General features: G+C 68.5%; 20 protein-coding genes. 1 reads left to right on the top strand and 19 read right to left on the bottom strand.

Going from position 1 to position 23,953, the window contains the following annotated elements; translation table 11 throughout:
• Positions 1–25 precede the first annotated feature (25 nt).
• From VI238_RS10180 to pilB, 3 genes are read right to left on the bottom strand one after another with little or no spacing between them, the layout of a single operon-like run.
• On the bottom strand, positions 26–1,060 hold the full coding sequence (locus tag VI238_RS10180; RefSeq protein WP_331650971.1) for an A24 family peptidase: 1,035 nt from the start codon (positions 1,058–1,060) through the stop codon (positions 26–28).
• A gap of 18 nt (positions 1,061–1,078) precedes the next feature.
• Positions 1,079–2,362, bottom strand: a complete 1,284-nt coding sequence (locus VI238_RS10175; protein WP_331650969.1) for a type II secretion system F family protein — start codon at positions 2,360–2,362, stop codon at positions 1,079–1,081.
• Between the two features lie 3 nt (positions 2,363–2,365).
• A complete protein-coding gene (pilB, locus tag VI238_RS10170; protein WP_331650968.1) occupies positions 2,366–4,081 on the bottom strand; it encodes a type IV-A pilus assembly ATPase PilB in 1,716 nt (571 codons plus the stop codon).
• Between the two features lie 140 nt (positions 4,082–4,221).
• Here pilB and VI238_RS10165 point away from each other — a divergent pair, with 140 nt between their 5' ends.
• On the top strand, positions 4,222–5,070 hold the full coding sequence (locus VI238_RS10165) for a glycosyltransferase family 2 protein (RefSeq protein ID WP_331650966.1): 849 nt from the start codon (positions 4,222–4,224) through the stop codon (positions 5,068–5,070).
• Here the strand turns inward: VI238_RS10165 and VI238_RS10160 are convergent.
• The 16 genes from VI238_RS10160 to VI238_RS10085 all read right to left on the bottom strand — a co-directional run bounded on the left by VI238_RS10160 (position 5,052) and on the right by VI238_RS10085 (position 23,864).
• Entirely contained in the window at positions 5,052–5,843 is a 792-nt protein-coding gene (locus VI238_RS10160) for a cephalosporin hydroxylase family protein (RefSeq protein ID WP_331650964.1), read from the bottom strand. The genes VI238_RS10165 and VI238_RS10160 overlap by 19 nt on opposite strands.
• Positions 5,840–6,898, bottom strand: coding sequence for a class I SAM-dependent methyltransferase (locus VI238_RS10155; protein WP_331650962.1), 1,059 nt, complete (start codon positions 6,896–6,898; stop codon positions 5,840–5,842). Before VI238_RS10155 ends, VI238_RS10160 begins: the two co-directional genes overlap by 4 nt.
• On the bottom strand, positions 6,895–7,731 hold the full coding sequence (locus VI238_RS10150) for an NAD(P)-dependent oxidoreductase (protein ID WP_331650961.1): 837 nt from the start codon (positions 7,729–7,731) through the stop codon (positions 6,895–6,897). Before VI238_RS10150 ends, VI238_RS10155 begins: the two co-directional genes overlap by 4 nt.
• A 1-nt stretch (position 7,732) precedes the next feature.
• The gene (locus VI238_RS10145; RefSeq protein ID WP_331650959.1) at positions 7,733–8,971 is read right to left on the bottom strand and encodes a class I SAM-dependent methyltransferase; all 1,239 of its coding nucleotides are present in this window, start codon (positions 8,969–8,971) and stop codon (positions 7,733–7,735) included.
• On the bottom strand, positions 8,968–9,519 hold the full coding sequence (locus VI238_RS10140; protein WP_331650957.1) for a dTDP-4-dehydrorhamnose 3,5-epimerase family protein: 552 nt from the start codon (positions 9,517–9,519) through the stop codon (positions 8,968–8,970). The genes VI238_RS10145 and VI238_RS10140 overlap by 4 nt, the downstream gene beginning before the upstream one ends.
• A 1-nt stretch (position 9,520) precedes the next feature.
• A complete protein-coding gene (gene rfbG / locus VI238_RS10135; RefSeq protein ID WP_331650956.1) occupies positions 9,521–10,600 on the bottom strand; it encodes a CDP-glucose 4,6-dehydratase in 1,080 nt (359 codons plus the stop codon).
• Positions 10,591–11,361, bottom strand: a complete 771-nt coding sequence (gene rfbF / locus VI238_RS10130; protein WP_331650954.1) for a glucose-1-phosphate cytidylyltransferase — start codon at positions 11,359–11,361, stop codon at positions 10,591–10,593. Before rfbF ends, rfbG begins: the two co-directional genes overlap by 10 nt.
• Positions 11,362–11,443: 82 nt before the next feature.
• Positions 11,444–12,352, bottom strand: a complete 909-nt coding sequence (locus tag VI238_RS10125) for a hypothetical protein (RefSeq protein ID WP_331650953.1) — start codon at positions 12,350–12,352, stop codon at positions 11,444–11,446.
• A 4-nt stretch (positions 12,353–12,356) separates the two neighbouring features.
• Positions 12,357–13,187, bottom strand: a complete 831-nt coding sequence (locus VI238_RS10120; RefSeq protein ID WP_331650951.1) for a glycosyltransferase family A protein — start codon at positions 13,185–13,187, stop codon at positions 12,357–12,359.
• A gap of 112 nt (positions 13,188–13,299) precedes the next feature.
• Positions 13,300–15,204 (bottom strand): hypothetical protein, encoded by a 1,905-nt coding sequence (locus VI238_RS10115; RefSeq protein WP_331650949.1) that lies wholly within the window; start codon positions 15,202–15,204, stop codon positions 13,300–13,302.
• 88 nt (positions 15,205–15,292) lie between these two features.
• Positions 15,293–15,817 (bottom strand): pilin, encoded by a 525-nt coding sequence (locus VI238_RS10110; RefSeq protein ID WP_331650948.1) that lies wholly within the window; start codon positions 15,815–15,817, stop codon positions 15,293–15,295.
• Between the two features lie 123 nt (positions 15,818–15,940).
• Positions 15,941–16,465: a pilin gene (locus tag VI238_RS10105; protein ID WP_414650052.1), complete on the bottom strand. Its 525-nt coding sequence runs from the start codon at positions 16,463–16,465 to the stop codon at positions 15,941–15,943.
• A gap of 269 nt (positions 16,466–16,734) precedes the next feature.
• Positions 16,735–19,686 (bottom strand): spermine synthase, encoded by a 2,952-nt coding sequence (locus VI238_RS10100; RefSeq protein ID WP_331650945.1) that lies wholly within the window; start codon positions 19,684–19,686, stop codon positions 16,735–16,737.
• Positions 19,687–19,851: 165 nt separating this feature from the next.
• Positions 19,852–20,595, bottom strand: a complete 744-nt coding sequence (gene tfpZ / locus VI238_RS10095) for a TfpX/TfpZ family type IV pilin accessory protein (RefSeq protein ID WP_331650944.1) — start codon at positions 20,593–20,595, stop codon at positions 19,852–19,854.
• A 112-nt stretch (positions 20,596–20,707) separates the two neighbouring features.
• A complete protein-coding gene (locus VI238_RS10090; RefSeq protein WP_331650943.1) occupies positions 20,708–22,132 on the bottom strand; it encodes a sigma-54 dependent transcriptional regulator in 1,425 nt (474 codons plus the stop codon).
• A gap of 97 nt (positions 22,133–22,229) precedes the next feature.
• On the bottom strand, positions 22,230–23,864 hold the full coding sequence (locus VI238_RS10085; RefSeq protein WP_331650941.1) for an ATP-binding protein: 1,635 nt from the start codon (positions 23,862–23,864) through the stop codon (positions 22,230–22,232).
• Positions 23,865–23,953: the final 89 nt, after the last annotated feature.

The raw sequence follows: 23,953 nt of genomic DNA, 5'->3' as shown, positions 1-23,953 counted from the left end.
CCTCTCCGGTGCGCGCAGGCCGTCGTCAGACGAGGCCGAACAGTGTCGCGTAGAGTTCGCCGAGTTCGCGTCCGAACACGAACCACAGCCAGCCCGCGGCGGCGATGAACGGGCCGAACGGGATCGGCGTACTGCGGTCGTGCCCCTTGGCGGCGAGCGCGATGCCGCCGACGATCGCGCCGACGAGCGACGAGAGCAGCACGATCGGCAGCAGGCTCGTCGCACCCATCCACGCGCCGAGCGCGGCGAGCAGCTTGAAGTCGCCGTAGCCCATGCCTTCCTTGCCGGTGCCGAGTTTGAACAGCCAGAACACGCACCAGAGGCTGAGGTAACCGACCGTCGCGCCGACGATCGCCGCCGACGGATCGACGAACAACGGCACCAGCGAACCGAGCAGGCCGAGCCACAGCAACGGCAACGTGAGCTGGTCGGGCAAAAGCTGCGTGCGCACGTCGATGCCGGATGCGGCGATCAGGATCCACGTGAACACGAGCGCCGCGGCGAGCGCGGGGCCGAATCCGAAACGCCACGCGACGACCGCCGACGCGAGCGCACTGAGGAGCTCCACCAGCGGGTACTGCCATGAGATCGGCGCGCCGCAGTGGCGGCATCGTCCGCGCAACGCGAGCCAGCTCAGCAGCGGGATGTTCTCGAGCGGCGAGAGCGGGTGCTTGCAGTGCGGGCAATGCGAGGCCGTGAAGACGAGGTCCGGCGGCGGCACCTCGCGCGCACCATCGGCCGCCGGAAGCGGCGCTTCGACGACGTCGACGCCGGTCTCGGGGACGCGCGGCGCGATGTCCGCTTGCGCTGTCGCATGCGCGTCCTCATCGCTGTCAGGCGCCGGATACGCGTACTCCGCGGTACAGGCCGAAGCATCCGCAGTGCCCACCGCACCCGCATCCGTCGCGAGGATCTCGCGCGCCTGCTCGCGCCACTCGTGTTCGAGGCGGCGCGGCAGGCGCAGGATCACGACATTGAGGAAGCTGCCGACGAGCAGACCGAGCAGGCCCGCAAACACGATCAGCGCAGCGGGCTCGGCCAGCCAGTCGAGGGCATTCATCCGGGAGACGGGACGACGTCAGCCGACGACGGCACCCAGCTTGAAGATCGGCAGGTACATGCCGACGACCATGCTGCCGACCATTACGCCGATGACCACCATGATCAGCGGTTCCAGCAGGCTCGAGAGCGCATCGACCGCGTTGTTGACTTCGGTCTCGTAGAACTCGGCGATCTTGAACAGCATCGCATCGAGCGCACCCGCTTCCTCGCCGATCGCGACCATCTGCGTGACCATGTTCGGAAACAGGGCCGTCTGCCGCATCGCGAGCTGGAGTTGGTGGCCTACCGCGACGTCTTCTCGGATGCGCTTGACGCCATCGTTGTAGACCACGCTGCCGGTCGCATTCGACACCGAGTCGAGCGCTTCCACGAGCGGGACACCCGCCTTGAACGTGACGCCGAGCGTGCGCGCGAAGCGCGCGATCGCCGACTGGCGCAGGATCTCGCCGACGACGGGAAGCTTGAGGAGCATGCGTCCGACGAGATGGGCGAACTTGTCCGAACGCTTGTAGAGCATGATGATGCCGAACACCGACAGGCCGAAGATGCCGAACACCATCCACCAGTACGACACCATGAAGCGCGAGATCGTCACGAGCATCTGCGTGAACGCCGGCAGATCGGCACCGAAGTTCTTGAACACCTGTTCGAACTGCGGAATCACGAAGATCAGCAGGATCGATGCGACGATCACGGCCACCGCGAGCACCGCGGCGGGGTAGAACATCGCCTTCTTGATCTTGCCCTTGATGTTCTCGATGTTCTCCTTGTAGGTCGCGATCGTGTCGAGCACCGTGTCGAGCACGCCGGCCGACTCGCCGGCCTTGACCAGGTTCACGAACAGTTCGTCGAACTGCACGGGGTACTTGTTGAGCGCTTCGTGCAGCGCGGAGCCGCCCTCGATTTCGGTCTTGATGTCGGTCAGCATGTCCTTCATGCGCGGGTTGTTCTGCCCGCCCGCGACGATCTCGAAGCCCTGCACCATCGGCACGCCTGCGGACATCATCGTCGCGAGCTGGCGACTGAAGATGGCGACGTCGCGGCCCGTGATCGCCTTGCCGCCCTTGCCGAACAGCGGCTTCGCCTTCGGCTTGACGACCTGCGGATTGATGCCCTGCTTGCGCAGCTCGGCCTTGACCAGGCCGACGTTCTTGCTGACGAACTCGCCCTTGATCTTGATGCCGCGCTTGTCGAGGCCGACCCAGGTGAAGGTCTGCATGTCGCTGACCTGGGCGCGGGCCTTGCCGCGCTGGGCAGTGGCGGCTTTTGCCTTGACGGCTGCGGCGGTTGCGGTGGCCATGGTTTAGTCCTTGGTGACGCGGTTGATTTCGGCGAGGCTGATGACGCCCTGCTTGACCTTGAGCAGCGCGGACTGGCGCAGGTCGCGGATGCCCACGCGCCGCGCTTCCTCGGCGATCTGCAGCGCACTGCCGCCGGCGAGGATGATCTTCTGGATCTCCTCGGTCATCGGCATGACCTGGTAGATGCCGGTACGCCCCTTGTAGCCCTCATTGCAGCCCGAACAGCCGCCGGCGTCGAACAACTGCATGCCAGAATCGATATCGGCCTGGGAGAACCCCTCGGCGAGCAATGCCGCGGGCGGCAGCACGAGCGGCTTCTTGCACTCGTGCAGGCGGCGCGCGAGGCGCTGTGCGATGACGAGCGAAACCGACGACGTGATGTTGTAGGGCGCGATGCCCATGTTCATGAGGCGCGCGATCGTCTGCGACGCGTCGTTCGTGTGCAGCGTCGACAGCACCATGTGGCCGGTCTGCGCCGCCTTGATCGCGATCTCGGCCGTCTCGAGGTCGCGAATCTCGCCGACCATGATCACGTCCGGATCCTGGCGCAGGAACGAACGCAGCGCAGCCGCGAACGTCATGCCGCGCTTGGTATTCTGCTGCACCTGGTTGACGCCGGGGAGGCGGATTTCGACCGGGTCTTCGACCGTCGAGATGTTGCGCCCTTCGGTATTGAGGATGTTCAGTGCCGTGTAGAGCGACACCGTCTTGCCCGAGCCGGTCGGACCGGTCACGAGCACCATGCCGTACGGCTTCTCGATCGCGTCGAGGAACAGCTTCTTCTGGTCTTCCTCGTAGCCGAGCTTTTCGATGCCCATCTTCGCGGCGGAGCCGTCGAGGATACGCAGCACGATCTTCTCGCCGAACAGCGTCGGACAGGTGCTGACGCGGAAGTCGACCGCCTTGGTCTTGGACAGGTTCAGCTTGATGCGCCCGTCCTGCGGCACGCGCTTCTCGGCGATGTCGAGACCGCTCATCACCTTCAGGCGCGAGGAGATGCGCGGGCTGAGCTTGGGCGGCGGCGAAGCGACCGCGCGCAGCATGCCGTCCATGCGGTAGCGCACGCGATACGCGGTCTCGTACGGCTCGAAATGGATGTCCGACGCGCCGCGCTTGATCGCATCGACGAGTACCTTGTTGACGAACTTGACCACCGGCGCATCATCGCCGCCGGTCGCATCGACGCCGGTCTGTTCGCCGTCTTCGTCGATGGCGCCGAGTTCGAGGTTCTCGAGGCCTTCGGCGTCGCCGATGTCCGTGATGTTCTGGCTCGCCGCCGACTGCGCCTGTTCGATCGCGCGTTCGAGCACGCCGTCCTCGACGAGGATCGGCTCGATCAGGTGGTTGGACTGGAACTTGATCTCGTCCAGCGCGCGCAGGTTGGTCGGGTCGGCGACGCCGACGAACAGGCGGTTGCCGCGCTTGAACAACGGCAACGCCTTGTGCTTCGAGATCAGTTCTTCCTTGACGATGTTCAGCGGCAGCTGGCTGAAGTCGAGCGCGTTGACGTCGAGCAGCGGCATGCCGAACTCGGCCGACGATGCCATCGCGATCTGGCGGCTCTGCGCGAGGCCGTTCTCGACCAGCCAGGCGCCGATCGGGATCTTCGCCTTCGCGGCGTCCTCGACGGCCTTGCGCGCGTCGTTCTCGGCGAGGATGCCTTCGCTGACGAGCCGCCGTGCGATGCCGGAGAGGCCCGCCAGCGGCGGCGTATTCATCTGGGTCGCCATAGAAATGCCGTGCAAGTCCCCGTCGTATAAAGCTGAATCTACCCCAAATGCATTGCCGAAAATACTCCCTGGCGGCAGTATAGGGAGGCAGCTCACACAATAAATCACGTTATCCGGCCGGGGAGGCCATGCTCAGCATCATCCTGCCGGCCAAGAACGAAGCGGAAGCGCTGGCCGGCCTGCTGCCGCGCCTGCGCGCAGCCTGGCCCGATGCCGAGGTCATCGTCGTCGACGACGGCTCCAGCGACGGCACCGGGCGCATCGCCGCCGATGCCGGCGTGCGTCTCGTTCGCCAACCGTACTCGATGGGCAACGGCGCCGCGATCAAGCGTGGCGCGCGCGAAGCGTCCGGCGACGTGCTCGTATTCATGGACGCGGACGGCCAGCACGATCCGGCACTGATCGGGCGCCTGCTCGACCGGCTCGCGCAGGGCTACGACATGGTCGTGGGCGCGCGTGACTGGTCCGGGCAGGCCGGTGTGGGTCGCGGCCTGGCGAACACGCTCTACAACTGGCTCGCGAGCCGCATGACCGGCTTCAGGGTCGCCGATCTCACGTCCGGCTTCCGGGCCGTGCGTGCCGACAGGTTCCGCGAGTTCCTGCACCTGTTGCCGAACGGGTTTTCATATCCGACGACCTGCACGATGGCGTTCTTCCGCAGCGCCTATGCCGTCGCCTACGAACCGGTCCCTGTCGCCCGGCGCATCGGCCGCAGCCACATCCGTCCGCTGCGCGACGGCATCCGCTTCCTGCTCATCATCTTCAAGATCGCGACGCTCTACTCGCCGCTCAAGCTGTTCGTGCCGGCGAGCCTCGCGTTCTTCATGACCGGCCTCGGCTACTACGCGTGGACCTTCGTCACCCAGCACCGCTTCACGAACATGAGCCTGTTGCTGTTCAGCGCATCGGTGATCATCTTCCTGATCGGGCTGATCTCCGAGCAGATCACCGCGCTCACCTATCGGCGCGACGGCTGAGCCACGTCGCGTCGGCGCAGGTAGCCGCCGCGCGCGACGCTCACCTGCAGCTTCGCGTCGATCTCGCGGTCGAGTTCGAAATCCCCGTTTTCGCGCATCCACGCCGCGATCGCCGTCGCGGGATTGTCGCCGACGTCCCAGGGTCGGTCGCCGAAACTGCCCGGCGCGAGGTCCTCGATGACCGTATCGAAGACGATGCAGTAGCACCCCGGAGTGACGAGTGGCGCGTACGCTCGCAGTTCGTCGAGCACGTGCGCATGGGTGTGGTTGGAGTCGAGGCAGACCATGACGCGCGCGTCGGTGCCGATCGCCTGCCGCACGCGTTGCACGATGGCCGGGTCGGTCGAAGATCCTTCCAGCAGCGCGATGCGGGGCGCCATCGGATGGGCCTCTATCGCCTGCCGGTTGTGCGCACGGATGTCGATGTCGACGCCGACGACGTGACGGCGCGGCGAGCGCGGGTCGATGATGTCGCCCGTGGCCGCCGCGTCCGCGTAGTCGAGCAGGGCGAGCATGGATGCGCTCAGGATCAGCGAGCCGCCGTGAGCGACCCCGGTCTCGATCACGAGATCCGGTCTGGTGGACCAGATGACCTCCTGCAGGGCGACCATGTCCTGCGGGTACTGGATCACGGGCCGGCCGAGCCAGTGGAAATTGTAGGAGTACTTCGCCTCGATCGAGGACACCGTGAATGCGTGCGCATCGGCGCGCAAGCGCGCATTCGCAGCCGCGGCGCTCAGGCGTTCGCCGATCTCCCGTTCGAACTCGTTCATGTCGTGTCCACCGCGATGTAGTCGGGGTCCGCGCCGCCCGTGGCGCGGATCTCCTCGAGATAATTGGAATTCATGACGAAGATGCGCGGCTGCGCTCCGAGCCGGCGCAGCGCGTCCCCTGGCGGGAGCACCCCCAGTCCGCTTCCCGCCAGGTAGGTGCCTTGCTTGGCCGGATTGATGTCGATCGCACACGCGGGCCGTACGCCTCGCGCGATCAGGTGATGCGTGAACATCACGCCCTTGGCGGCGGCGCCCCAGATGGCGCATGGGCGCCCGTCGCGCGCGATCGCCGCGCACGCCGCAACGCCCGCGAAGAAGTCCGGCGGCAGCTTCGCCTCGCGCGGCGGCGCTGGTACCGTCGCGGGATCGCGCAGCGAATCGAGCGCCGCGACGACGTAGATGTACTGGCCGCCGAACAGGTGCCCGGCCTCGAGAATCGTGCCGAAAAGCCGCTCGAAGTCGTCCGCCCGGAAGTAGTTCACGTGTTCGTAGAACAGGTCGAACCACGCGTGCCGGCGCAGGATCCAGTCGAAGCAGGGCACTTCGATGTAGATGAGTCCGCCTTCGTTCGCATCGCGTACCGCGCGCAGGAGCTCGGCCGGCGCGGGCACGTGCTCGAGCACGTGGCGCATCACGATCGCTTCGCCGCGTACGCCGGTGGCAGGCCCGAATTCGCTGCGAATCACGCGGTCGGACTCGCCTTCGTAGGCGGGATCCACGCCATAGGCGTCATGGCCCGCGGCGAGCATCGCCGCGAGGAACTGACCTTTCCCGCAGCCGATTTCGACGATCCGCTTGCGATCGAAATGCCGCCCGACGACCGCGAGCGCCGTCGCGACGTGCGCGCGAAAAACGCCTGAATTGCCCTGTTCGTTCTGATAAGTGTCGTCGTACGCGAGCAAGGACGGTTCGTAGGCCTGGTTGCGGACGAAGCCGCTGCCGGGGTCCTGCACGAGCACGAGATCGCCGCGCGGGCATGCAAGCGCGTCGGCGATGCTGCCGAATGCCTTGTTCTGGTACACCGGTATCGCTTCGAGCCGCACCAGCTCGCTCATGTCGCACCCAACAGGTCGTCGAGATATCGCGTGCTGCCCCAGAACGCGAACGGCTCGTAGTCAGGATACGGCAGCACCCCCGGAACGAGCACGAGGTCGCGCTCCTCGTCGCGCAGCCAGCCCCGCACGGTGTCGAGCACGGTGACGGGTGCGCCGCTGCAGATGTTGACCGTTCCGGGGTCGGCGTGCGCGGTGACGAGCGTGGCGATCGTGTTCGCGGCGGTCTCGACCGAAATGAAGTCGCGCAGCTGGTCCCCCGGCGAGAGATCGAAGTGCGTCGCGCCGCGCGCGAGCGCAGCGCGCAATTGCGCCCACAGCGAGGTCGGCGCCTGTCCGGGGCCGTAGAGGTAGAAGACGCGCAGCCACGCGAGGCCGAACGGCGATTCCATGCGGAGCGCCTGGAGCCGTCGGTGCAGCGCGTGTTTCGCCCGGGCATAGGCGACGACCGGCTCCGCCACCAAGGACTCCTCGAGTTCGCCCGAGCGCATCCCGTATTCGAGGCAGGTGCCGGCGACGGCGAGCCGTCGCAGGCCGCCGCGCACGCAGTTTTCGAGGAACGCCGCGTGCAGCGGCAATTCGTGCTCGAGGTGGTGCGCCGCGCGATAGTTGGGCAGTCCGCCCCATGCCAGGTGCAGGAGCGCGTCGGGCCGACCGATGCGATCGAACGCATCGCTGCCTGCCTCGGCGATGTCGAGCGCGACGGCCTGCACGCCCGCATCCAGCGCTGCTTCCGGGTGGCGCGACAGCGCGATCACCCCGGCGCCGCGCGCGCGCAGCGCGCGGACGACATGCCGACCGACGAACCCGCTGGCACCGGTGACCGCGACGCGCACGTCAGAACACGTCGAGCTGCGGCACGGCGACGGCGAAGCGGCCGCCCCACTCGCGCACGTAGGCGAGCTGCGCGGTGATCTCCGCGCGCAGGTTCCACGGCAGGATCAGCACGACGTCGGGTCGCGCCGCGCGCAAGACGCCCTCGGCGACCACGGGGATGCGCGAGCCGGGCAGGAAGCGACCCTGCTTGTACGGCGAAGCGTCGACGACGAACGGCACGAGGTCGGGCCTGATGCCGGCATAGTTGAGCAGCGTATTGCCCTTCGCCGCGGCGCCGTAGGCGGCGACCGAGCGGCCGCTGCGCCGCAGTCCGAGCAGGAACTCGAGCAACGCGTTCTTGACGTCCTCGGCCTGGCGCTGGAGGCCGCGATACCAGCCGCGCTCGAACATGCCGGCCGCGCGCTCGAGCGCGAGCACCTCGGCGACGCGTACCGACTCCGCGCGTCCGGAATCGACCGGGCTCGCCCACAGGCGCAACGAGCCGCCGTGCGTCGGCAGCCGCTCGACGTCGTGGACGCGCAGTCCGTGCGCGGCGAACACCGCGCGCGCGACGTGCAGCGAGAAGTACGAGAAGTGCTCGTGGTAGACCGTGTCGAACTGGCGCTGCGAGACGAGTTCGAGCAGGTGCGGGAACTCCACCGACGCGACGCCGCGTGGCGCGAGCAGCACGCGCAGGCCGGCGACGAAATCGTTGAGGTCGGGCACGTGCGCGAGGACATTGTTCGCGACGACGAGATCGGCCTGTCCGCGTTCGGCGACGAATGCGTGCGCGAAGCGCAGGCCGAAGAACGCTTCGATCGTCTCCACGCCTTTCGCGCGCGCCGCCTGCGCGGTGCCCGAGGTCGGTTCGATACCGACGCACGGAATGCCTTTCGCGGCGACGTACTGCAGCAGGTACCCGTCGTTCGAGGCGATCTCGACCACGAGACTGCGGGCGTCGAGATCGAGCTCCGCGACCGCGAGCTCGACGAACGCGCGTGCATGCTCGAGCCACGAACGCGAATAGGACGAGAAATAGACGTAGTCGGGAGCGAACAACTGCGCGTGCGGACGGATCTCGTCGAGCTGCACGAGCAGGCAGCGCGGACACGCATGCAGCCTCAGCGGCAGGTACGACTCCGCCTCGGCGAGCTGCGCGGACGTGAGGAACGCGTTCGACGGCGGCGCGGTGCCGAGGTCGAGGAACAACGTGTCCGGCGACGCGTCGTCGATCGGCTCGGCGCAGAAGCGGCATTTCATGCGTCGATCCCCGGGAAGGCGGCGGTCAGCAGCGGCGCGTCGCGGTCACGCGGCGAGAGACCCGCGACCGCGAGCGGCCAGGCGATGCCGAGCGCGGGGTCGTCGGGGCGCACGCGCCCTTCCGCGGACGGATACCAGGCCGCCGTGTGCAGGTACAGCAGTTCGACGTCGTCGGTCAGCGCCTGGAAGCCGTGCGCGAAACCGTCCGGGATGAACACCTCGCGCTCGACGTCGGCGTCGAGCTCGACCGCATGCCAGCGCAGGAACGTCGGCGAGCGCGTGCGCAGGTCGACCGCGACGTCGAAGACACGTCCACGCAGGCAGCGGATGAGCTTGGATTCGGTATGCGGCGCATGCTGAAAATGCAGGCCACGGACGGTTCCCTGGCGGAGCGTGCGCGAGAGGTTGACCTGCACGAAGCGGATGTCCGGCTTCAACGTCGACAGCGCCTGCTCGCAGGCGATGCGCACGAAGCGGCCGCGCTCGTCGGCGATGGGCGCGGTTTCGACCACGGTCAGGCCGGCGAGCGGTGTGGCGAGGAGGCGCATCTCAGGCCGCCCAGGCGAGGCCCGCGGCGCGCGCGTCGGCCACGTACGCGTCGAGGTCGCGGCGGCTCTCGGCGACGCCGCGGTCGTGGTAGGTCCGATACCAGTCGATCGTGCGCTGCACACTCGTCGCGGCGTCCCACACCGGGCGCCAGCCCAGCCCTCGGCGGGCCTTGTCGCAGTCGAGCACGAGCAGGGGCGCTTCGCGCGGATGCGCGCCGGACGCGGGTTCGACCGCGATGCCTGGCCAGCGATCCCGCATGCGCGCGACGAGCGCGGCGACGGTCATCGTCGCGTCGTTGGCAGGTCCGAAATTCCACGCGCCTTCGACGCCGTCGCCGGCGAGCAACGCCTCGGCCAGCCGCAGGTAGCCGCTCAGTGGTTCGAGCACGTGCTGCCACGGTCGCACGGCGGCCGGATGGCGGATGCGCAGCGGCGTGCCCGCGCTCGCCGCGCGCACGAGGTCGGGAACGAGGCGGTCCTCGGCCCAGTCTCCGCCGCCGATCACGTTGCCGGCGCGCGCCGTCGCGAGGCGCGTGCCCGCGCCCGCGAACCAGCTGCTGCGATAACTGTCGGACACGAGCTCGGCGCAGGCCTTCGATGCGCTGTAGGGATCGTGCCCGCCGAGCGGATGCTCCTCGGCATAGCCGGATGGCGGTGGCGGCTCGCGATAGACCTTGTCCGTGGTCGCATTGACGACCGCGCGCACGCTGTCGCACGCGCGCACCGCTTCGAACAGGTGAACGAGGCCGCGCACGTTGGTGTCGAACGTCTCGACCGGCCTGTCGTAGCCGCGCCGCACGAGCGACTGCGCAGCGAGATGGAAGACGACGCGCGGACGGATGCGCGCCACGGCGTCGTGCACGGCCGCCGCGTCGCGAAGGTCGACGATGTGCTCGTCGAGGTCGAGCGCGAGCAGCTTCGCGTGGGCCGGCGTCGTGTCGGGCGGCAGTGCGAGGCCCGCGACGTCGGCGCCCATTTCGCGCAGCCACAGGCAGAGCCAGGAACCCTTGAAGCCGGAGTGGCCGGTGACGAGCACGCGCGTGCCGGGCCACGTTCCGCCGAAGAGTCGTTTCAGTCCCATACCTTCCATGGCGCGACGCCCCGTTGCCAGAGATCCTCGAGGCGCAGCTTGTCGCGCAACGTGTCCATCGGTTGCCAGAATCCGCGATGCACGTAGGCGGACAGTTGCCGCTCGCGCGCGAGACGCTCGAGCGGGCCGCGCTCCCACACGCAGTCGTCGCCGTCGACGTAGTCGAGCGCGCCGCGCTCGAGCACGAAGAAGCCGCCGTTGATCCAGGATCCGTCGCCGGACGGCTTCTCCTCGAAGCGGGTGATGCGCTCCTCCTCGATGTCGAGCGCACCGAAGCGCCCCGGCGGTTGCACCGCGCAGATCGTCGCGAGCGTGCCCTTGGCACGATGGAACGCGACCGTGGCGGCGACGTCGACGTCGGCGACGCCGTCGCCGTAGGTAAAGCAGAACGGGCCGTCGTCGAGATAGCTCGCGACGCGCCGGAGGCGCCCGCCGGTCTGCGTGTCGTGGCCGGTGTCGACGAGCGTGACCCGCCACGGCTCGGCGTGCTTGTGGTGGACGTCCATGCTGTTGCTGCGCAGGTCGATCGTGACGTCGGACATGTGCAGGAAGTAGTTCGCGAAGTATTCCTTGATCAGGTAACCCTTGTAACCGAGGCAGATCACGAAATCCTGGATGCCGTGGTGGGAATAGATCTTGAGGATGTGCCAGAGCACGGGCATGCCGCCGATCTCGATCATCGGTTTGGGCCGGACCGTCGTCTCTTCGCTGATGCGCGTGCCGAGCCCCCCGGCGAGGATCACCGCCTTCATGCCGACTCCCGTGTGCGCCCGACCGGCAAGGATGCGGTCTGGCCGCGCCGCGCACGATTAGAGCCGTTGCGCCGAGAGGGTGTCAATTCGCGCGCGCGCGGCGCCAGCCGCGCCATGCCTGCAGCATCGCCCAGGCGATCGCGTCGGCGGCGAGCACGACGACACGAAAGCCGGCCGCGAGCACGGCGGCGTCGGCGAGGCCGACGTCCTCGGCGAGGAACAGCGCCGCCATCGATTCGAAAACGCCGATGCCCTGCGGCGCGAAGAAGCTCACGAAACCTACGGCCCAGGCGACGAGGTAGACGCCGGCGACGGCGACCAGGGGCGCGCTGTCGCGCAGATCGGCGAACGCGAGCCAGTAGGCCGCGAACGCGGTCGCAGCGATCGACCAGAACACGATCGTCGCGGCCGCCGCGAGCAACACCGATCGTGGCTCGAGTCGCGCGCGGCGGCGCACGACGGCTTGCCGTGCGAGCGCCAGCGCCGCAGCGAGCAACGTACCGCCTGCCGCCAGCGCGACGAGCGAAGCATCGCGCGCGACGCCGGCGCCGAGCAACAGTGCGCCGCCGAGCAAGGCTGCGGTCGCAGGCGGTAGCACGTTCTCGGCGGCGACCATCGTCGCGAGTTCGGCGCGGCCTACGCCGCGCTGCTGCAGGTCGGCCACGCGCGATACCGTGTGCCAGATCCCGCCCGGCAGGTAGCGCGCGGGCAGGCGGGCGACATGGATCGCGAGCAGTTCGCGGTAGCGCACATGCGCGCCAAGTGCGCCGAGGACGATGCGGCTCGCGACCGGCGCGAACGCATGCGACAGCGTCCACAGCGCGATCGCGGTGGCGAGCGCGCTCGGTTGGGCGCGGACCAGCGTTGCGCCGATGCTGTCCCTCGCGTGCCATGCCGCGAACGCGAGGCAGGCCAGCGCCAGCGGCGCGAACACCCAGCGGGCGGCGCCGACGATTCTTCGCAGTGCATCCTTCGCGGACGACGCATCCATCGCGTCAGCCGATCGTCATGCGCCGGCCGATGCGATGGCGCAGCGGCAGCGCGCCGGCAAGCGCGAGCAGCGCGGCCCAGCGCTCGACGCCACGGATGTTCGCGCGCGACAACGTTGCGGCCAGCGCGAGCGGCAGGCCGAGCAACGGGAACCGGCGTCGCCACACCGTCCCCGCGATGCGGTTCTCGTGAGACGAGTAGCGCGCGAGCTTGTGTTCGTAGGCGGTCTCGCGGCGGAACTCGCGTCGAGACCAGAGCGGCCCGGGCACGTGCACGAAGTCGCCGCGAAGCGCGAGTTCGGCGAGCAGCACGAGGTCGGCCCCGACGCGCTCCTCCATCGCCGCGCAAGCCCGAAGGTGTGCGCTGCGGATGAGGCCGTAGATCGGATGCATGTTGCCCCAGAACACGGTCATCCAGCGCGCCAGCGGTGCCAGGCCGCGCGTGTCGGCCCAGCCCGAGGCGCGCGCGAGCGGCCCGCCCTCGGCATCGATCCAGCGCGAGCCCGCGAACGCGATGCTCGCGCCGGACTCGGCCTGCAGTCGCGACGCGCAGGCGGAGACGAAATCGGTGCTCCACAGGTCGTGTCCGGACGCCCACATGAAGTATTCGCCGCGCGCGAGCTCGAAGGCGCGGCGGAAGTTCCCGATCGCGCCGAGGTTCTGCGACGAACGCTCGATGCGTACGCGCGCGTCGGCCAGCGCGTGGCGTTCGCAGATCGCGAGCGTGTCGTCGTCGGACGCGTTGTCGCAGACGATGATCTCGACGTGCGGATGGTCCTGGGCGCGCAGTGCGGTGAGGCTCGCGTCGATGAACCGCGCCTCGTTGCGAACGGGCATGCCGATGCTCACCAGCGGGAGAGGCATTCGTTCGGGCAAGGGAACATCCGTCGTCAGGGCGTCGCGAGTGTACGCAGGCGGCGAGAAGCCGCGCAATCGCGCGGACGCCGCGTCATGGCGGGCCGAGCAGGCGGCGCAGGTCCGCGAGCGCAGGGTCGAGGCGGCCCGCGGTATTGAGGCGTTCCAGCGCGTCGAGTTGCCCATGCGCCGCGGCGGTGTCGCCGAGCACGAGGTTCATGCGCGCGAGCGTGATGCGGGCATCGGCGTCCGCCGGGCGTGCGCGCACCGCCTCCTCGACGAGGCGCTTGCCGAGCGCATGGTCGCCGGCGACGTTCCAGGCCCAGTCGCTGTGCGCGACGAGCACGGTTGCGTTGACCGGTGCGTGCGACTCGGCGGCGGCGAACGCGGCATCCATCCGCGCCGCGGACAGCTCGCAGCGCCGGTCGCGCGCGCAGCGCGTGAGCGCGGCGAGCGCATCGACGTTCTCGCTGCGCGGCGCGCGCGCAGCGAGCTTGGCGATGAGCGAATCCCACCAGCGCTCGTTCACGGGCGCGCGCATGAGGCTGCGCGTGAGGATCATCGTCTGCTCGGGCAGGATCGATGCGCCGGGCATCGCCGCCGCGCGCTCGAGCACGGCGAAGCCCTCGCGCAATGGCGGCGACTGCTCGGTGTAATCGCTGTGGGCGAGCAGCTCGCGGCCATGGCCGAACTGCGCCCGCGGCGAATCCGGCGCGCGCGCGGCGAGTTCGGCCGAGAGTCGCAGTGGATCGCCCCACGCGTACGCGGTCGCGAGCGTCAGCGCCGACCACCCGAGCAGCAGCGCGCCGAGAAGGACCTGGCCCGCACGCGGCCACATGCGCGCGGGTGCAGCGAGCGCGGGCACGACCGCGAGCAGCAGCCCGAAGCTCGCGAAATAGTTGCGGTGCTCGTAGACGAGTTCGAGCGGAAGTACGGTGCCGGTCAGGAGATGGCAGCCGATGAACAACCCGATGCCGATGCTCGCGAGCGGGCGGCGCTCGCGCAGGTACCACGCCGTCGCGGCCATCGCGGCGAGCGCGAGCAGGCTCGCCGCGGTCGTCCACGGCGAAAAGAGGCTGGCCGAGACGACGAAGTCGTCGTGGTAGAACGACAGCGAGCGCGGCAGCGGTAGCAGCGTCCAGCCGACGTAGCCGGCGACGATGCGCGCCTCGCTGAGCAGGCGCGTCGCGAGCGTGAAGTCGCGGCTTGCCCAGGTGGCGTCGTTCGCGAGCCACGGCACGAGCATGGCCGCGCCGACGAGGCCGGGCAGCACGAGGACGGTACCGAACAGGGCGAGTACGCGCGTGTCGCGGCGGGATTCGTCGCCGAAGCGGAACAGCACGGCCTCGACGATGGCGGCGTACAGCGGCAGCAGGATCGCGGTTTCCTTCGCGAGCATCCCGGCCGCGGTCGCGCCGAGCAGGCTCGCGACGCAGGCGCCGAAACCGTCGCCGCTGGACGACCGCATGCGCAGGCGTCCGCGCACGTAGCCGAGCAGGCCGAGCAGCACGAACAGGTTCGCGAGGCTTTCCATGCGCTGCACGACGTAGAGCACGGCGGTGAGATTGATCGGCAGCAGCAGCCAGCCGGCCGCGACGAGCGCGGCGACGCGCCCGGCATCGGCGATCGCGCGGGCGCGCAGCGCGCAGGCTTCGAGCAATGCGCGCGCGAGCAGGAACACGAGCCAGCCATTGGCGAGGTGGAGGACGAGGTTGGTCAGCTTCCAGCCGAGCGGTTCAAGCCCGAACAACGCGGCGTCGACCATGAAGCTCAGCGAGGCGAGCGGTCGCTTGAGGTCGCTCGCGGGCGACGACAACGCGGCGCCTGCGAGTTCGGAAAGCCCGAAGCGCGACGGTTGCACGTCCGGGTTGCGGACGATGTTCGGGAAATCGTCGAAGAACCAACCGCCGGTGAGGCCAGGGGCGTAGACGAGGCAGGTCGCGACGAGGGCGGCGAGCAACAGGTATGCGCCGGGAAGGCGCCGGAGGAGAGGCGGCATTCGCCCAGACTACGCTCGCGAGGATCGCTTCGACAACGCGATCGGCGCGCCGCCCGTCAGCAACCCGGCGGCGCGCAGGGGATGGCGCTCAGCGGCACTCGGTCGGCACGTACTTGGCGTCGAACGTGCCGTCATTGAAGAGCATCGCGCGCGCAGACGCCGTCGCGTGGGTCGCCGAGGCGCAGGACCAGTCGATCGGGCCGCGCGCATCGGGATCGAGTGCGATGTAGCCTCCGGCCTGGTGGATCTGCGGCGTGAGTCGCAGCGTCTTGCCATTGAGGCTTGCTGGAATACCGTTGGACGCGTTGGCTGCCATGACGGCAGTGATCACGCCCGCGGCGTCGACGGTAATGTACTGCACGTACTTGCTGCTCGTGCTCGCGTTGCCGGGCTGATAACTCTCGGCGACGCCGGCGAGTGCGTTCGGGCCATTCGCCTGGAACGACGTCACGACCTCCGCCTTCGCCGCATTCGTTCCGACGAGGCCTTCGCTCACCTTGGAGCGGATCGTGTAGTCCTGGTAGGCGGGCAAGGCGATCGCAGCCAGGATGGCGATGATCGCGATCACGATCATCAGTTCAATCAAGGTGAATCCACGTACGTGCGTCGACATGCCGGGCCCCCTGGCTCGCATTCACGGGCTACGAAGGAACTAACGTTCAAAAAAGAGGCCCCGCGATGCGGGGCCTCGTCTGTCGCATCGCTCCGATCCGGAAAGAATCGGTGAGACGATCGCTTAACGGCACTCGGCCGGAGCGTACTTCGCCGGCAGGGTGCCCGCGGCGCCGCCCGTGAAGCCGCGCTTGCCGAACGTGACCGCCGTCGCCGACTGGCAACCCCAGTCGATCGCGCCCTTGCCGTCGTCGGTCAGCACCTTGTAGGCGCCGGCCGTCTTCAGGTTCGGGGTCAGCGTCAGCGTGTTCTTGTCGAGGCTGGTCGGGATACCGTTGTCGGCGTTCGCACGCACGTTGATCGTGATCATGCCCGTGGCCGGGGCGACTTCGATCGAATTGACGTACTTCGAGGACGTCGAGGCGTTGTTCGCGCCGTACTCGGCCGCAGCCGCCTGGAGGCCGGTCATGCCGCCGCTCTGGAACGCTTCGGACACGGACACCTTCGCGGCGCTCGCGCCGACGAGGCCTTCCGAGATCTTCGAACGGATCGTGTAGTCCTGATACGCCGGCAGCGCGATCGCGGCCAGGATCGCGATGATCGCGATCACGATCATGAGTTCGATAAGCGTGAAGCCCTTCTGGATCATCTTCATGGTGAATCCTCTGGAATGGGTAAAACGGTTTGCCCCTAGAGCCGCCAACCTAACCAGGCGGGCCCGCTTCCGCGATCGCTCTTGCCGGCGATCGACGGCTCGCGGATTCAGATTAGCAGCTTCCGTGCCAGTCTCAGTGTACCGGACTCGTGACGTGGTTCGACAAACGACTCCCCGGACCTGCGACGGCGTTCTCAGGTTGACACGGGTGGCCGCGGGGATTGTCCGAAAATGACATTCCCCGCCAAAGGCGTCGCGAACGGTCAGTGGCCCGCCTCGCGTACGCGCATGCGCGCCGCGTTGCGCATCCAGGCCCGGTAGTACCGATCCGATCCCTGCGATTCGATCGATCGGCCGTAGCTGGCCTCGATGCGCTCGACGCCTTCGTAGTCGCCGCTTTCGTAGGCACCGAGCATCGCGGCGCGCAACAGCCAATCGCGCAAGCCGTCGGCGCGCACCGCGCCCTCGCGGGCCAACAGTTCGAGCGCGCCGCGTTGCACGGCAGCACCATCGCGGGCCGAGAGTGCAGCGATCACCGCAAGCAGTTCGCGCACCGCGGGCGCCTGGTCCTTGCAATGGATCCACGTCGGATCCGACCAGAGCGCCTTGCCTTCCGCGGCAGGCAGGAAAGGCAAGGTGCGCGCGGCCACGTCGGCAATATCCGACATCAGGATCGCCGGGTCGTCGGGATTTCGACAGTGCGCCGCTGCCTCGCGGATGTACGCGACCTGCGCGGCACTCGCTGCGGCGTCGGCGGCATCCACCGGAGCATCCAGGCGCAGCGCCTCGGCCAGGCGAGCGGCACGATGGACGCTACCCGTGTAGCGCAAGGATGCGTCGTCCGCGATCGCAGACGCCTCCGGTGCCTCCAGGCCCGCGAGAATCGCCCGGTACGGGAGGTCCGCCGTGCTCATTTCCTTGATGGCGACCGCACGTTCGGCCGTGAAGCGCGTGCGTGGCGCTTCCAGCGACAGGATCGGGTAGAAGTCCGAGTTCGCGCGGCGGGAGAGCGTGATGAAGAACGTGTCGAGCGACGCACGGCGGCCGATCGCGTGTGCTTCGAGATCTTCGAGGGTGCCGAGCTTCACGCGCGCGAGTTCATCGCGCAATGCGGCATTCGAGAGCGGGGCCGCGTTCGGGTCCGATACCGGGCCGTCCGCACTCGCGACGATCAGCATGTCGGCATCGTTCGCGAGGTAGACCCGGTAATCGCGAAACTGCGTCGACAGGGCCTGGATGATCGTGCCGACGAGCTCATCGTTGATCTCGTACAGCTGCACCCATTGCACGAACAGGCCGCCGGGCGCGAGATGGCGGGGAACGAACGTATAGAACTCGGTGCTGAACAGGCTCGCGACGCCGGATACCCATGGATTGGACGGCTCCGCGACGATGATGTCGTAGCGCGCGTGATTGGCCGCGAAATAGGTCCGCGCGTCCTCGATGTGCAGGTGCGAGCGAGGATCGGTATAGGCGCGCTCGACACGCTTGCCGAACAGGCGCGCGCCTTCGATCATCGCGGGCTCGATCTCGATCGTATCGACACGCTGCAGTCGCGGGTCCGCGAGCAGGGTATGGGTCGAAAGGCCCGACCCGAACCCGATCACCGCCGCGTTGGCAGGGTGCGGGTGGAGCAGCAGCGGCGCGGCCGCGGCCAGGATCATAGTCGACTCGTCAGGGCCGGACTCGGCTCCCATGCCGAGACCGGCATCGACTTTGCCGTTCGTCTTGATCGCGCGCTTGTCGTCGATCGACTGAATGACGGCGACGCTCGCCGTCTTGCCGTCGCGGTAGTAGAGGACCTTCTCGCCGGCTTGCTCGTTTATGTGCGCGAGGCCGGAACGGTAGACGCCGCTCGCCATCGCGCCCGGATCGAAGCGTGCGAGCACGAGGGTCGCCGCCAGCGCGAGGCCGCTCGCGGCCAGCGTGCCGAGGTAGGCGAAATCGACGCGATCGGAGCTCGCGGTCCACCGCCTGAGCAGCACGACGCCCAAGGCGAGGTCGCCGGCCGCGGCGACGATCATTGCGAGCTTGAGGCCGAGCACCGGAACGAGGAAATGCACCGCGGCGAATACGCCGAGGATCGCGCCGACGGTATTCGCGGCGTAGATGCGGCCGACCGCGGCCTCGCCACCGCCGGCGCGGATCAGCGACAGCGTGAACAGCGGCAAGGTCATTCCGGCGAAGAAGGCGGCCGGTGCCATGATCACGATCGAAACCGAAGCGGTAACGATGTTGTAGAGCACGTAGCCGTTGTCGTTGCGGCCGAGCGATTCCAGCAGCCAAGCGACCCAGTCGAACGTGTGATCGTAGGCGATGAGGCTCGCCAGCGCGGCGAGCCCCATGAGCACCTGCACGATGCCGCCGACGCGAATCGGCTCGGCGTAGCCGTCGATCCGGCGCCGAATCCACAGACCGCCGAACGCGAGACCGCCGATGAAGGCCGCGAGCATGAGCTCGAACGCGTGCACCGTGCTGCCGAACGCGAGGCTCAGCATGCGCACCCAGCCGATCTCGTAGACGAACGACGTCGCGCCCGTGACGAACGCGGCGGCAAGCAGGAGGCGCGGCACGCCGCCGCGCTTGCCGGTTTCGACGGCGGCCGATGGCGGAACGTCCTGCGCCCCGGCGGCGCGGCCGAGCACGAACGCGGCCAATGCGACCACGACATTCAGGACGGCGCCGAAGCGCATCGCGCCGGGCATGCCGATCGCGGGCAGCAGCACGAATGTCGCCAGCAGCGCGCCGGCCGCGGCACCGATGCTGTTGGTGAAATACAGCCCGCCGAGGATCGCACCGTCATGACCGCGCAGGCGGCGCATGAGGCCATTGGTCATCAACGGGAACGTCGTGCCGAGCAGCACCGCCTGCGGCAGGATCAACAGCGCGCCGCTGCTCCACTTGAATGCCTGCACCGCCCATGCCGGCAGCGCGGGGAATGCGACCGCGTAGGCGAATGACGTGACGCTCGCGTACACGGGGTGGAACACGGCCGCGGCGACGCCGATCACGAGTTCAACCGCCGCATAGGTGAACAACAGGTTGCGCCAGTGGAGGCTGCGGCGACTGGCCCACCATGCGCCGATGGCCATGCCGCCCATGAAGATCGCGAGGACGAGACTCTGCGCGTACGCCGCATGGCCGAGGTAGAGGCCGAGGTACTGCGTCCAGATCGACTGGTAGATGAGTCCGGAACAGCCGGACAGTGCGAACACGACCAACGCCGCCGGCCCGAGCCAGCGGGGTGTACGAACCCCTTCCATCATGACGGCCTCCCCGTGGATTCGCGGCAGGATACGCGATCCTTCACTCGCAGCGGCGCCCGCGAGCGGGCACTGTGCCGCATTTCCGACGATCGGCGGGCAGACGCGAGACGCCGGCTACAGCCACGGGTCGATCGGCAATGCGCCGAGCAGCCGCCCGTCGCCGCGATCGAGCAGCATCACCATGTCCTTCGCGCGCCCCGTGAGCGGCAGCCACACGACCGAATCACGCTCGCGCGTCCGCGCGGCGAGCCAGCGATCGACCTGCGCGCGCGCGCCGGGTTTCGCGTCCAGCTGGTCGAGGGGGCGCGCATGGGCGAGCAGCGCGTCGTGATGATCGGCGTAGGTCGCGTAGAACTTCGGGAACCGCTCGATGTCCTTGCCCGCCAGTCCGTTGAACAGCAGTTCGTTGCGGTCTTCGGCCTTCTCGGGCCGCAACGCGTTCGCGAGGCGCGGTCCCGTCCAGGGCAGGCTGCGGAACTGCGGCTGGCTGCCCTCGGCGAGGTCCTTCGCGTCGATCGCATTCGCGGGCACGAGCACGAAGCGGTCGATCGCCCCGACGACGAACACGGGGCGGCAGGCGACGACGATCGACATGCCGTAGAGGAACGCGCCCGCCTGCAGCAGCCCGATCACGACGAGGTCGAAGCGCATGCCCCACTTGCCGTGGCGATAGACGATGAGCGTGAGCAGCGGGCCGAGCACGATGTCCACGCCGAGCAGCACGAGGATGAGCTGGTCGGCGCCGGCGGCATGCCCGTAGGGCGGCGGAAACCAGACGAGGAAGACCAGCGCGGCCGTGATCGATGCGATCACCGCGCTGATCGACAGGTGAATGGCAGCGGCCTTCCAGCGGCTCATGCGGACCCCGGGCGACGAAGCGCGGAATATACGAAAGCCGATGCACGCGATGAAGACCCGCGACGCGAGGCGGCGTGCGTTCCGGCGACGGACGCATCGCCGCGGCGCGGATTCACTCGATGCCGAGCTTCTCGAGCCGGTAGCGCAGCTGGCGCAGGGTGAGCCCGAGCTGCTTCGCTGCGGCCGTGCGGTTCCAACGCGTCGCCTCGAGCGCCTTCATGATCGCGGCGCGTTCGGTCTCCGCGACGGCGGCGGCGAGGTCGCTCGGGAAGCCCTCGTCCTCGGGCGGCTCCGCGGCGAACGCGGATTGGCGAGGCTCGGCGTGCGAGCCGCCGGCGGGTGGCGTCGGCGTATTCGCCCAGGCCTCGGCCGTGACGCCCGCGGCGCGTTCGCCCGCGGCGAGGCGCAGGTCGCCGACGCCGATGCTGTTGTTCTCGCACAGCGCGACCGCGCGTTCGAGCACGTTTTCCAGTTCGCGCACGTTGCCGGGGAAGTCGTACGACAGCAGCGCCTTGAGCGCCTCGGGTTCGAGCCGCGCGGGCGAGGTGCCGTTGTCCTTCGCAAGCCGCTCCAGTACGCGCCCGGCTAGCTTGGGGATGTCCTCGCGGCGGTCGCGCAGCGGCGGCACCTTCAACTCGATCACGTTGATGCGGTAGAACAGGTCCTGGCGGAACGAGCCGAGCTCGACCAGTCGCGCGAGGTTCTTGTGCGTCGCCGACAGGATGCGCACGTCGACGCCGACTTCCGCTCGCGCGCCGATCGGGCGCACGGCCTTCTCCTGGATCACGCGCAGCAGCTTCACCTGCATGTGCATCGGGAGTTCGGCGACCTCGTCGAGGAACAGCGTGCCGCCCTGTGCCGCGTGGAACAGACCGTCCTTGTCGGTCTGCGCGCCGGTGAAGCTGCCGCGCTTGTGGCCGAAGAACTCGCTTTCCATGAGTTCGGACGGGATCGCGCCGCAGTTCACCGGCACGAACGGCGCGGACGAGCGCGGGCCGAGTTCGTGGATGAGGCGTGCGACGAGTTCCTTGCCCGTGCCCGACTCGCCCGCGATGTACACCGGCGCCTGGCTGCGCGCGACCTTGGCGATCGTCGCCCGCAATTCGTTCATCGGCGCGGAATCGCCGATCAGCTTGCCGCTGCTGCTGGTCTGCTCGGCGCGCTTTTCCTCGGACAGCTTGAGCGCGGTCTGCACCAGGCGCCGCAGCACGCTGATGTCGACCGGCTTGGACACGAAATCGAATGCGCCCGCCTTGAGCGCGTCGACCGCGGCGTCGACGTTGCCGTACGCGGTGATCATCGCGATCGGCGTTTCGGGATACTGGGCGGCGACGAGCGCGATGATGTCCTGGCCCGAGCCGTCCGGCAGGCGCATGTCGGTGAAGCACAGCGCGTAGCGTCGCTCGGCCAGTCGCTGGCGCGCCTCGGCGACCGTGGCGGCCGTCTCGACGATGAGATCCATGCGACCGAGCGTGAGCGTGAGCAGCTCGCGGATGTCGCGTTCGTCGTCGATGACCAGTGCGTAGTGCTTGCTCATGCCGTGGGATCGGTCGCGTTCTGGCCGGGGGGCTGCGTGAAGGGTAAATCGCGCGGCAGCCCAAGGCAAAGTTTCCCGCCGTGTGCTAAGGGTGCCTTCAGGCGGATTGGGGCGTGATGCGCGAGGCGAGCAACGCGCCGGCAGGGGTCAGGGTGATGCGGAAACAGGCGCCGCCGCCGGCGACCGGCACGTATTCGAGCGAGGCCTGGCTCGCCTCGCTCATCTGCTTGGCGAGGTAGAGGCCGAGGCCGGTGCCGTACTCGTGCGTCGTGTAGAACGGCTCGAAGATCTGCGCCGCGACCTTCGGCGGGATGCCCGGCCCGCGATCGATGACCTCGAGCAGCGGCGGACCCTTGTCGACCGCGAGGCGCGCGACCACGCTCACGCGCGCGGGCTGGTTCGGCTGGCGACCGTAGCGCAGCGCGTTCTGCACGAGGTTCCACACCACCTGCTGCAGGTGCTGCGGGTCGACCATCGCCTCGAGCGTGCGGTTGTGGGTGACCGCGCGCAGCTGGTCCTGGCCCAGATCGTTCGACTGCTTGTAGTCCTCGACGAACGCGAGCACCCACGCGTTGAGGTCGATCGTCTCGGGCCGCGAGCGTTCGCGGCGCGACAGCTGCAGGATGTTCTCGACGACGTCGTTCGCGCGCGTGCAGTGGTTGTTGATGATGTCGACGAGCCGCTTGTCCTCGGCGTTGAGCTCGGGCGACTCGGCCAGGAGCTGCGCCGAATAGCGGATCGCGGCGAGCGGGTTGCGGATCTCGTGGGCGATCGACGCCGACAGCCGGCCGAGCGAGGACAGCGTGAGTTCCTCGGCGCGGCGCGACAGGAGCGAGGTGTCGTCGAGGAAGATCAGCACGTTGGTGTCGTCGTTCGGCGCCAGTCGCGTGAAGCGCGGGATCACTTCCGGCACGTCGTGCGCGAGCGCGACCGCGGTCTGCTCGCTCTTGCCCGTATGGCGCCAGTGGTAGAGCCGGCGCGACAGCTCGGGGGCCGCGGAGCCGAGTTCGCGCTGGTTCGGCGGCGGGTTGCCGATCAGGTGCCAGGCCGACTCGTTGATGCGCAGGATGTGGTTGGCGCGGTCGACCAGCAGCACGCCGGTCTTCATGCGCTGGATGATGAGGTCGTTGATCTGTTCGAGGTTGAGCAGGTCGACGCCGCGCCGCGCGGCGAGGTCCTCTGCCGCGCGCATGTGCCCGCCGAGGTAGCGCAGCAGCGCGGCAACGATGAAGTAGGCGACGACGATCGCGAGCGTCTCGACGCTGTTCTCGCCGGTCGAACCACTCAGCAGGTCGTAGACGTGCGGCGAGACGATGCCGATCGCGGCGATGATCGCGAACAGGTAGGCGCGGTGCGGCAGCAGCAACGCGGCGATGCCGACGTTGACGAGCAGCATCATCGGCACCAGGCTGTGTCCGGTCAACGCGACCAGCACCAGCGAGCCGGCCACGATATCGATCAGCAGCGATGCGCTGATCGTCGCCGCGAGGCTCGAACGCAGGCGCTCGGTGCCGATCAGCAACGCGACCGCGATCACGAGGTACGTCGACGACGCGACCTGCCCCAGCAGCGGGCGCGACAGCTTCACCCAGTCCATCGCGAACGGACTGAACACGAGGCCGACGTACACCACGGCCTCGAGGCAGCGGTAGAGATTGAAGAAATACAGTTCGCGCCGGGTGATGTCGCCCGGTGAGGCCGTCGTGTCCAGCAATTGGGTACCCGTGCTCACGTAGGCTCCGTGGCGCCAGTATAGCCTGCGGGTCGGGACGCGGCGCCCGCGCCGATTCTTTGCTTTCGACGCCCCCATCCCCGAGAATA

Source organism: Dokdonella sp. (assembly GCF_036518555.1).
Taxonomy (GTDB): Bacteria; Pseudomonadota; Gammaproteobacteria; order Xanthomonadales; family Rhodanobacteraceae; genus Dokdonella_A.
The sequence above is the reverse complement of the archived record's forward strand: the minus strand, read 5'-3'. Positions and strand labels throughout refer to the sequence as shown.

What these genes read in the sequence shown, in the direction of transcription:
- VI238_RS10180 (WP_331650971.1), bottom strand. Translation starts at nt 1,060, where the DNA reads ATGAATGCCCTCGACTGGCTGGCCGAGCCCGCTGCGCTGATCGTGTTT.
- VI238_RS10175 (WP_331650969.1), bottom strand. Translation starts at nt 2,362, where the DNA reads ATGGCCACCGCAACCGCCGCAGCCGTCAAGGCAAAAGCCGCCACTGCC.
- pilB (WP_331650968.1), bottom strand. Translation starts at nt 4,081, where the DNA reads ATGAATACGCCGCCGCTGGCGGGCCTCTCCGGCATCGCACGGCGGCTC.
- VI238_RS10165 (WP_331650966.1), top strand. Translation starts at nt 4,222, where the DNA reads ATGCTCAGCATCATCCTGCCGGCCAAGAACGAAGCGGAAGCGCTGGCC.
- VI238_RS10160 (WP_331650964.1), bottom strand. Translation starts at nt 5,843, where the DNA reads ATGAACGAGTTCGAACGGGAGATCGGCGAACGCCTGAGCGCCGCGGCT.
- VI238_RS10155 (WP_331650962.1), bottom strand. Translation starts at nt 6,898, where the DNA reads ATGAGCGAGCTGGTGCGGCTCGAAGCGATACCGGTGTACCAGAACAAG.
- VI238_RS10145 (WP_331650959.1), bottom strand. Translation starts at nt 8,971, where the DNA reads ATGAAATGCCGCTTCTGCGCCGAGCCGATCGACGACGCGTCGCCGGAC.
- VI238_RS10140 (WP_331650957.1), bottom strand. Translation starts at nt 9,519, where the DNA reads ATGCGCCTCCTCGCCACACCGCTCGCCGGCCTGACCGTGGTCGAAACC.
- rfbG (WP_331650956.1), bottom strand. Translation starts at nt 10,600, where the DNA reads ATGGGACTGAAACGACTCTTCGGCGGAACGTGGCCCGGCACGCGCGTG.
- rfbF (WP_331650954.1), bottom strand. Translation starts at nt 11,361, where the DNA reads ATGAAGGCGGTGATCCTCGCCGGGGGGCTCGGCACGCGCATCAGCGAA.
- VI238_RS10125 (WP_331650953.1), bottom strand. Translation starts at nt 12,352, where the DNA reads ATGGATGCGTCGTCCGCGAAGGATGCACTGCGAAGAATCGTCGGCGCC.
- VI238_RS10120 (WP_331650951.1), bottom strand. Translation starts at nt 13,187, where the DNA reads ATGCCCGTTCGCAACGAGGCGCGGTTCATCGACGCGAGCCTCACCGCA.
- VI238_RS10115 (WP_331650949.1), bottom strand. Translation starts at nt 15,204, where the DNA reads ATGCCGCCTCTCCTCCGGCGCCTTCCCGGCGCATACCTGTTGCTCGCC.
- VI238_RS10110 (WP_331650948.1), bottom strand. Translation starts at nt 15,817, where the DNA reads ATGTCGACGCACGTACGTGGATTCACCTTGATTGAACTGATGATCGTG.
- VI238_RS10105 (WP_414650052.1), bottom strand. Translation starts at nt 16,465, where the DNA reads ATGATCCAGAAGGGCTTCACGCTTATCGAACTCATGATCGTGATCGCG.
- tfpZ (WP_331650944.1), bottom strand. Translation starts at nt 20,595, where the DNA reads ATGAGCCGCTGGAAGGCCGCTGCCATTCACCTGTCGATCAGCGCGGTG.
- VI238_RS10090 (WP_331650943.1), bottom strand. Translation starts at nt 22,132, where the DNA reads ATGAGCAAGCACTACGCACTGGTCATCGACGACGAACGCGACATCCGC.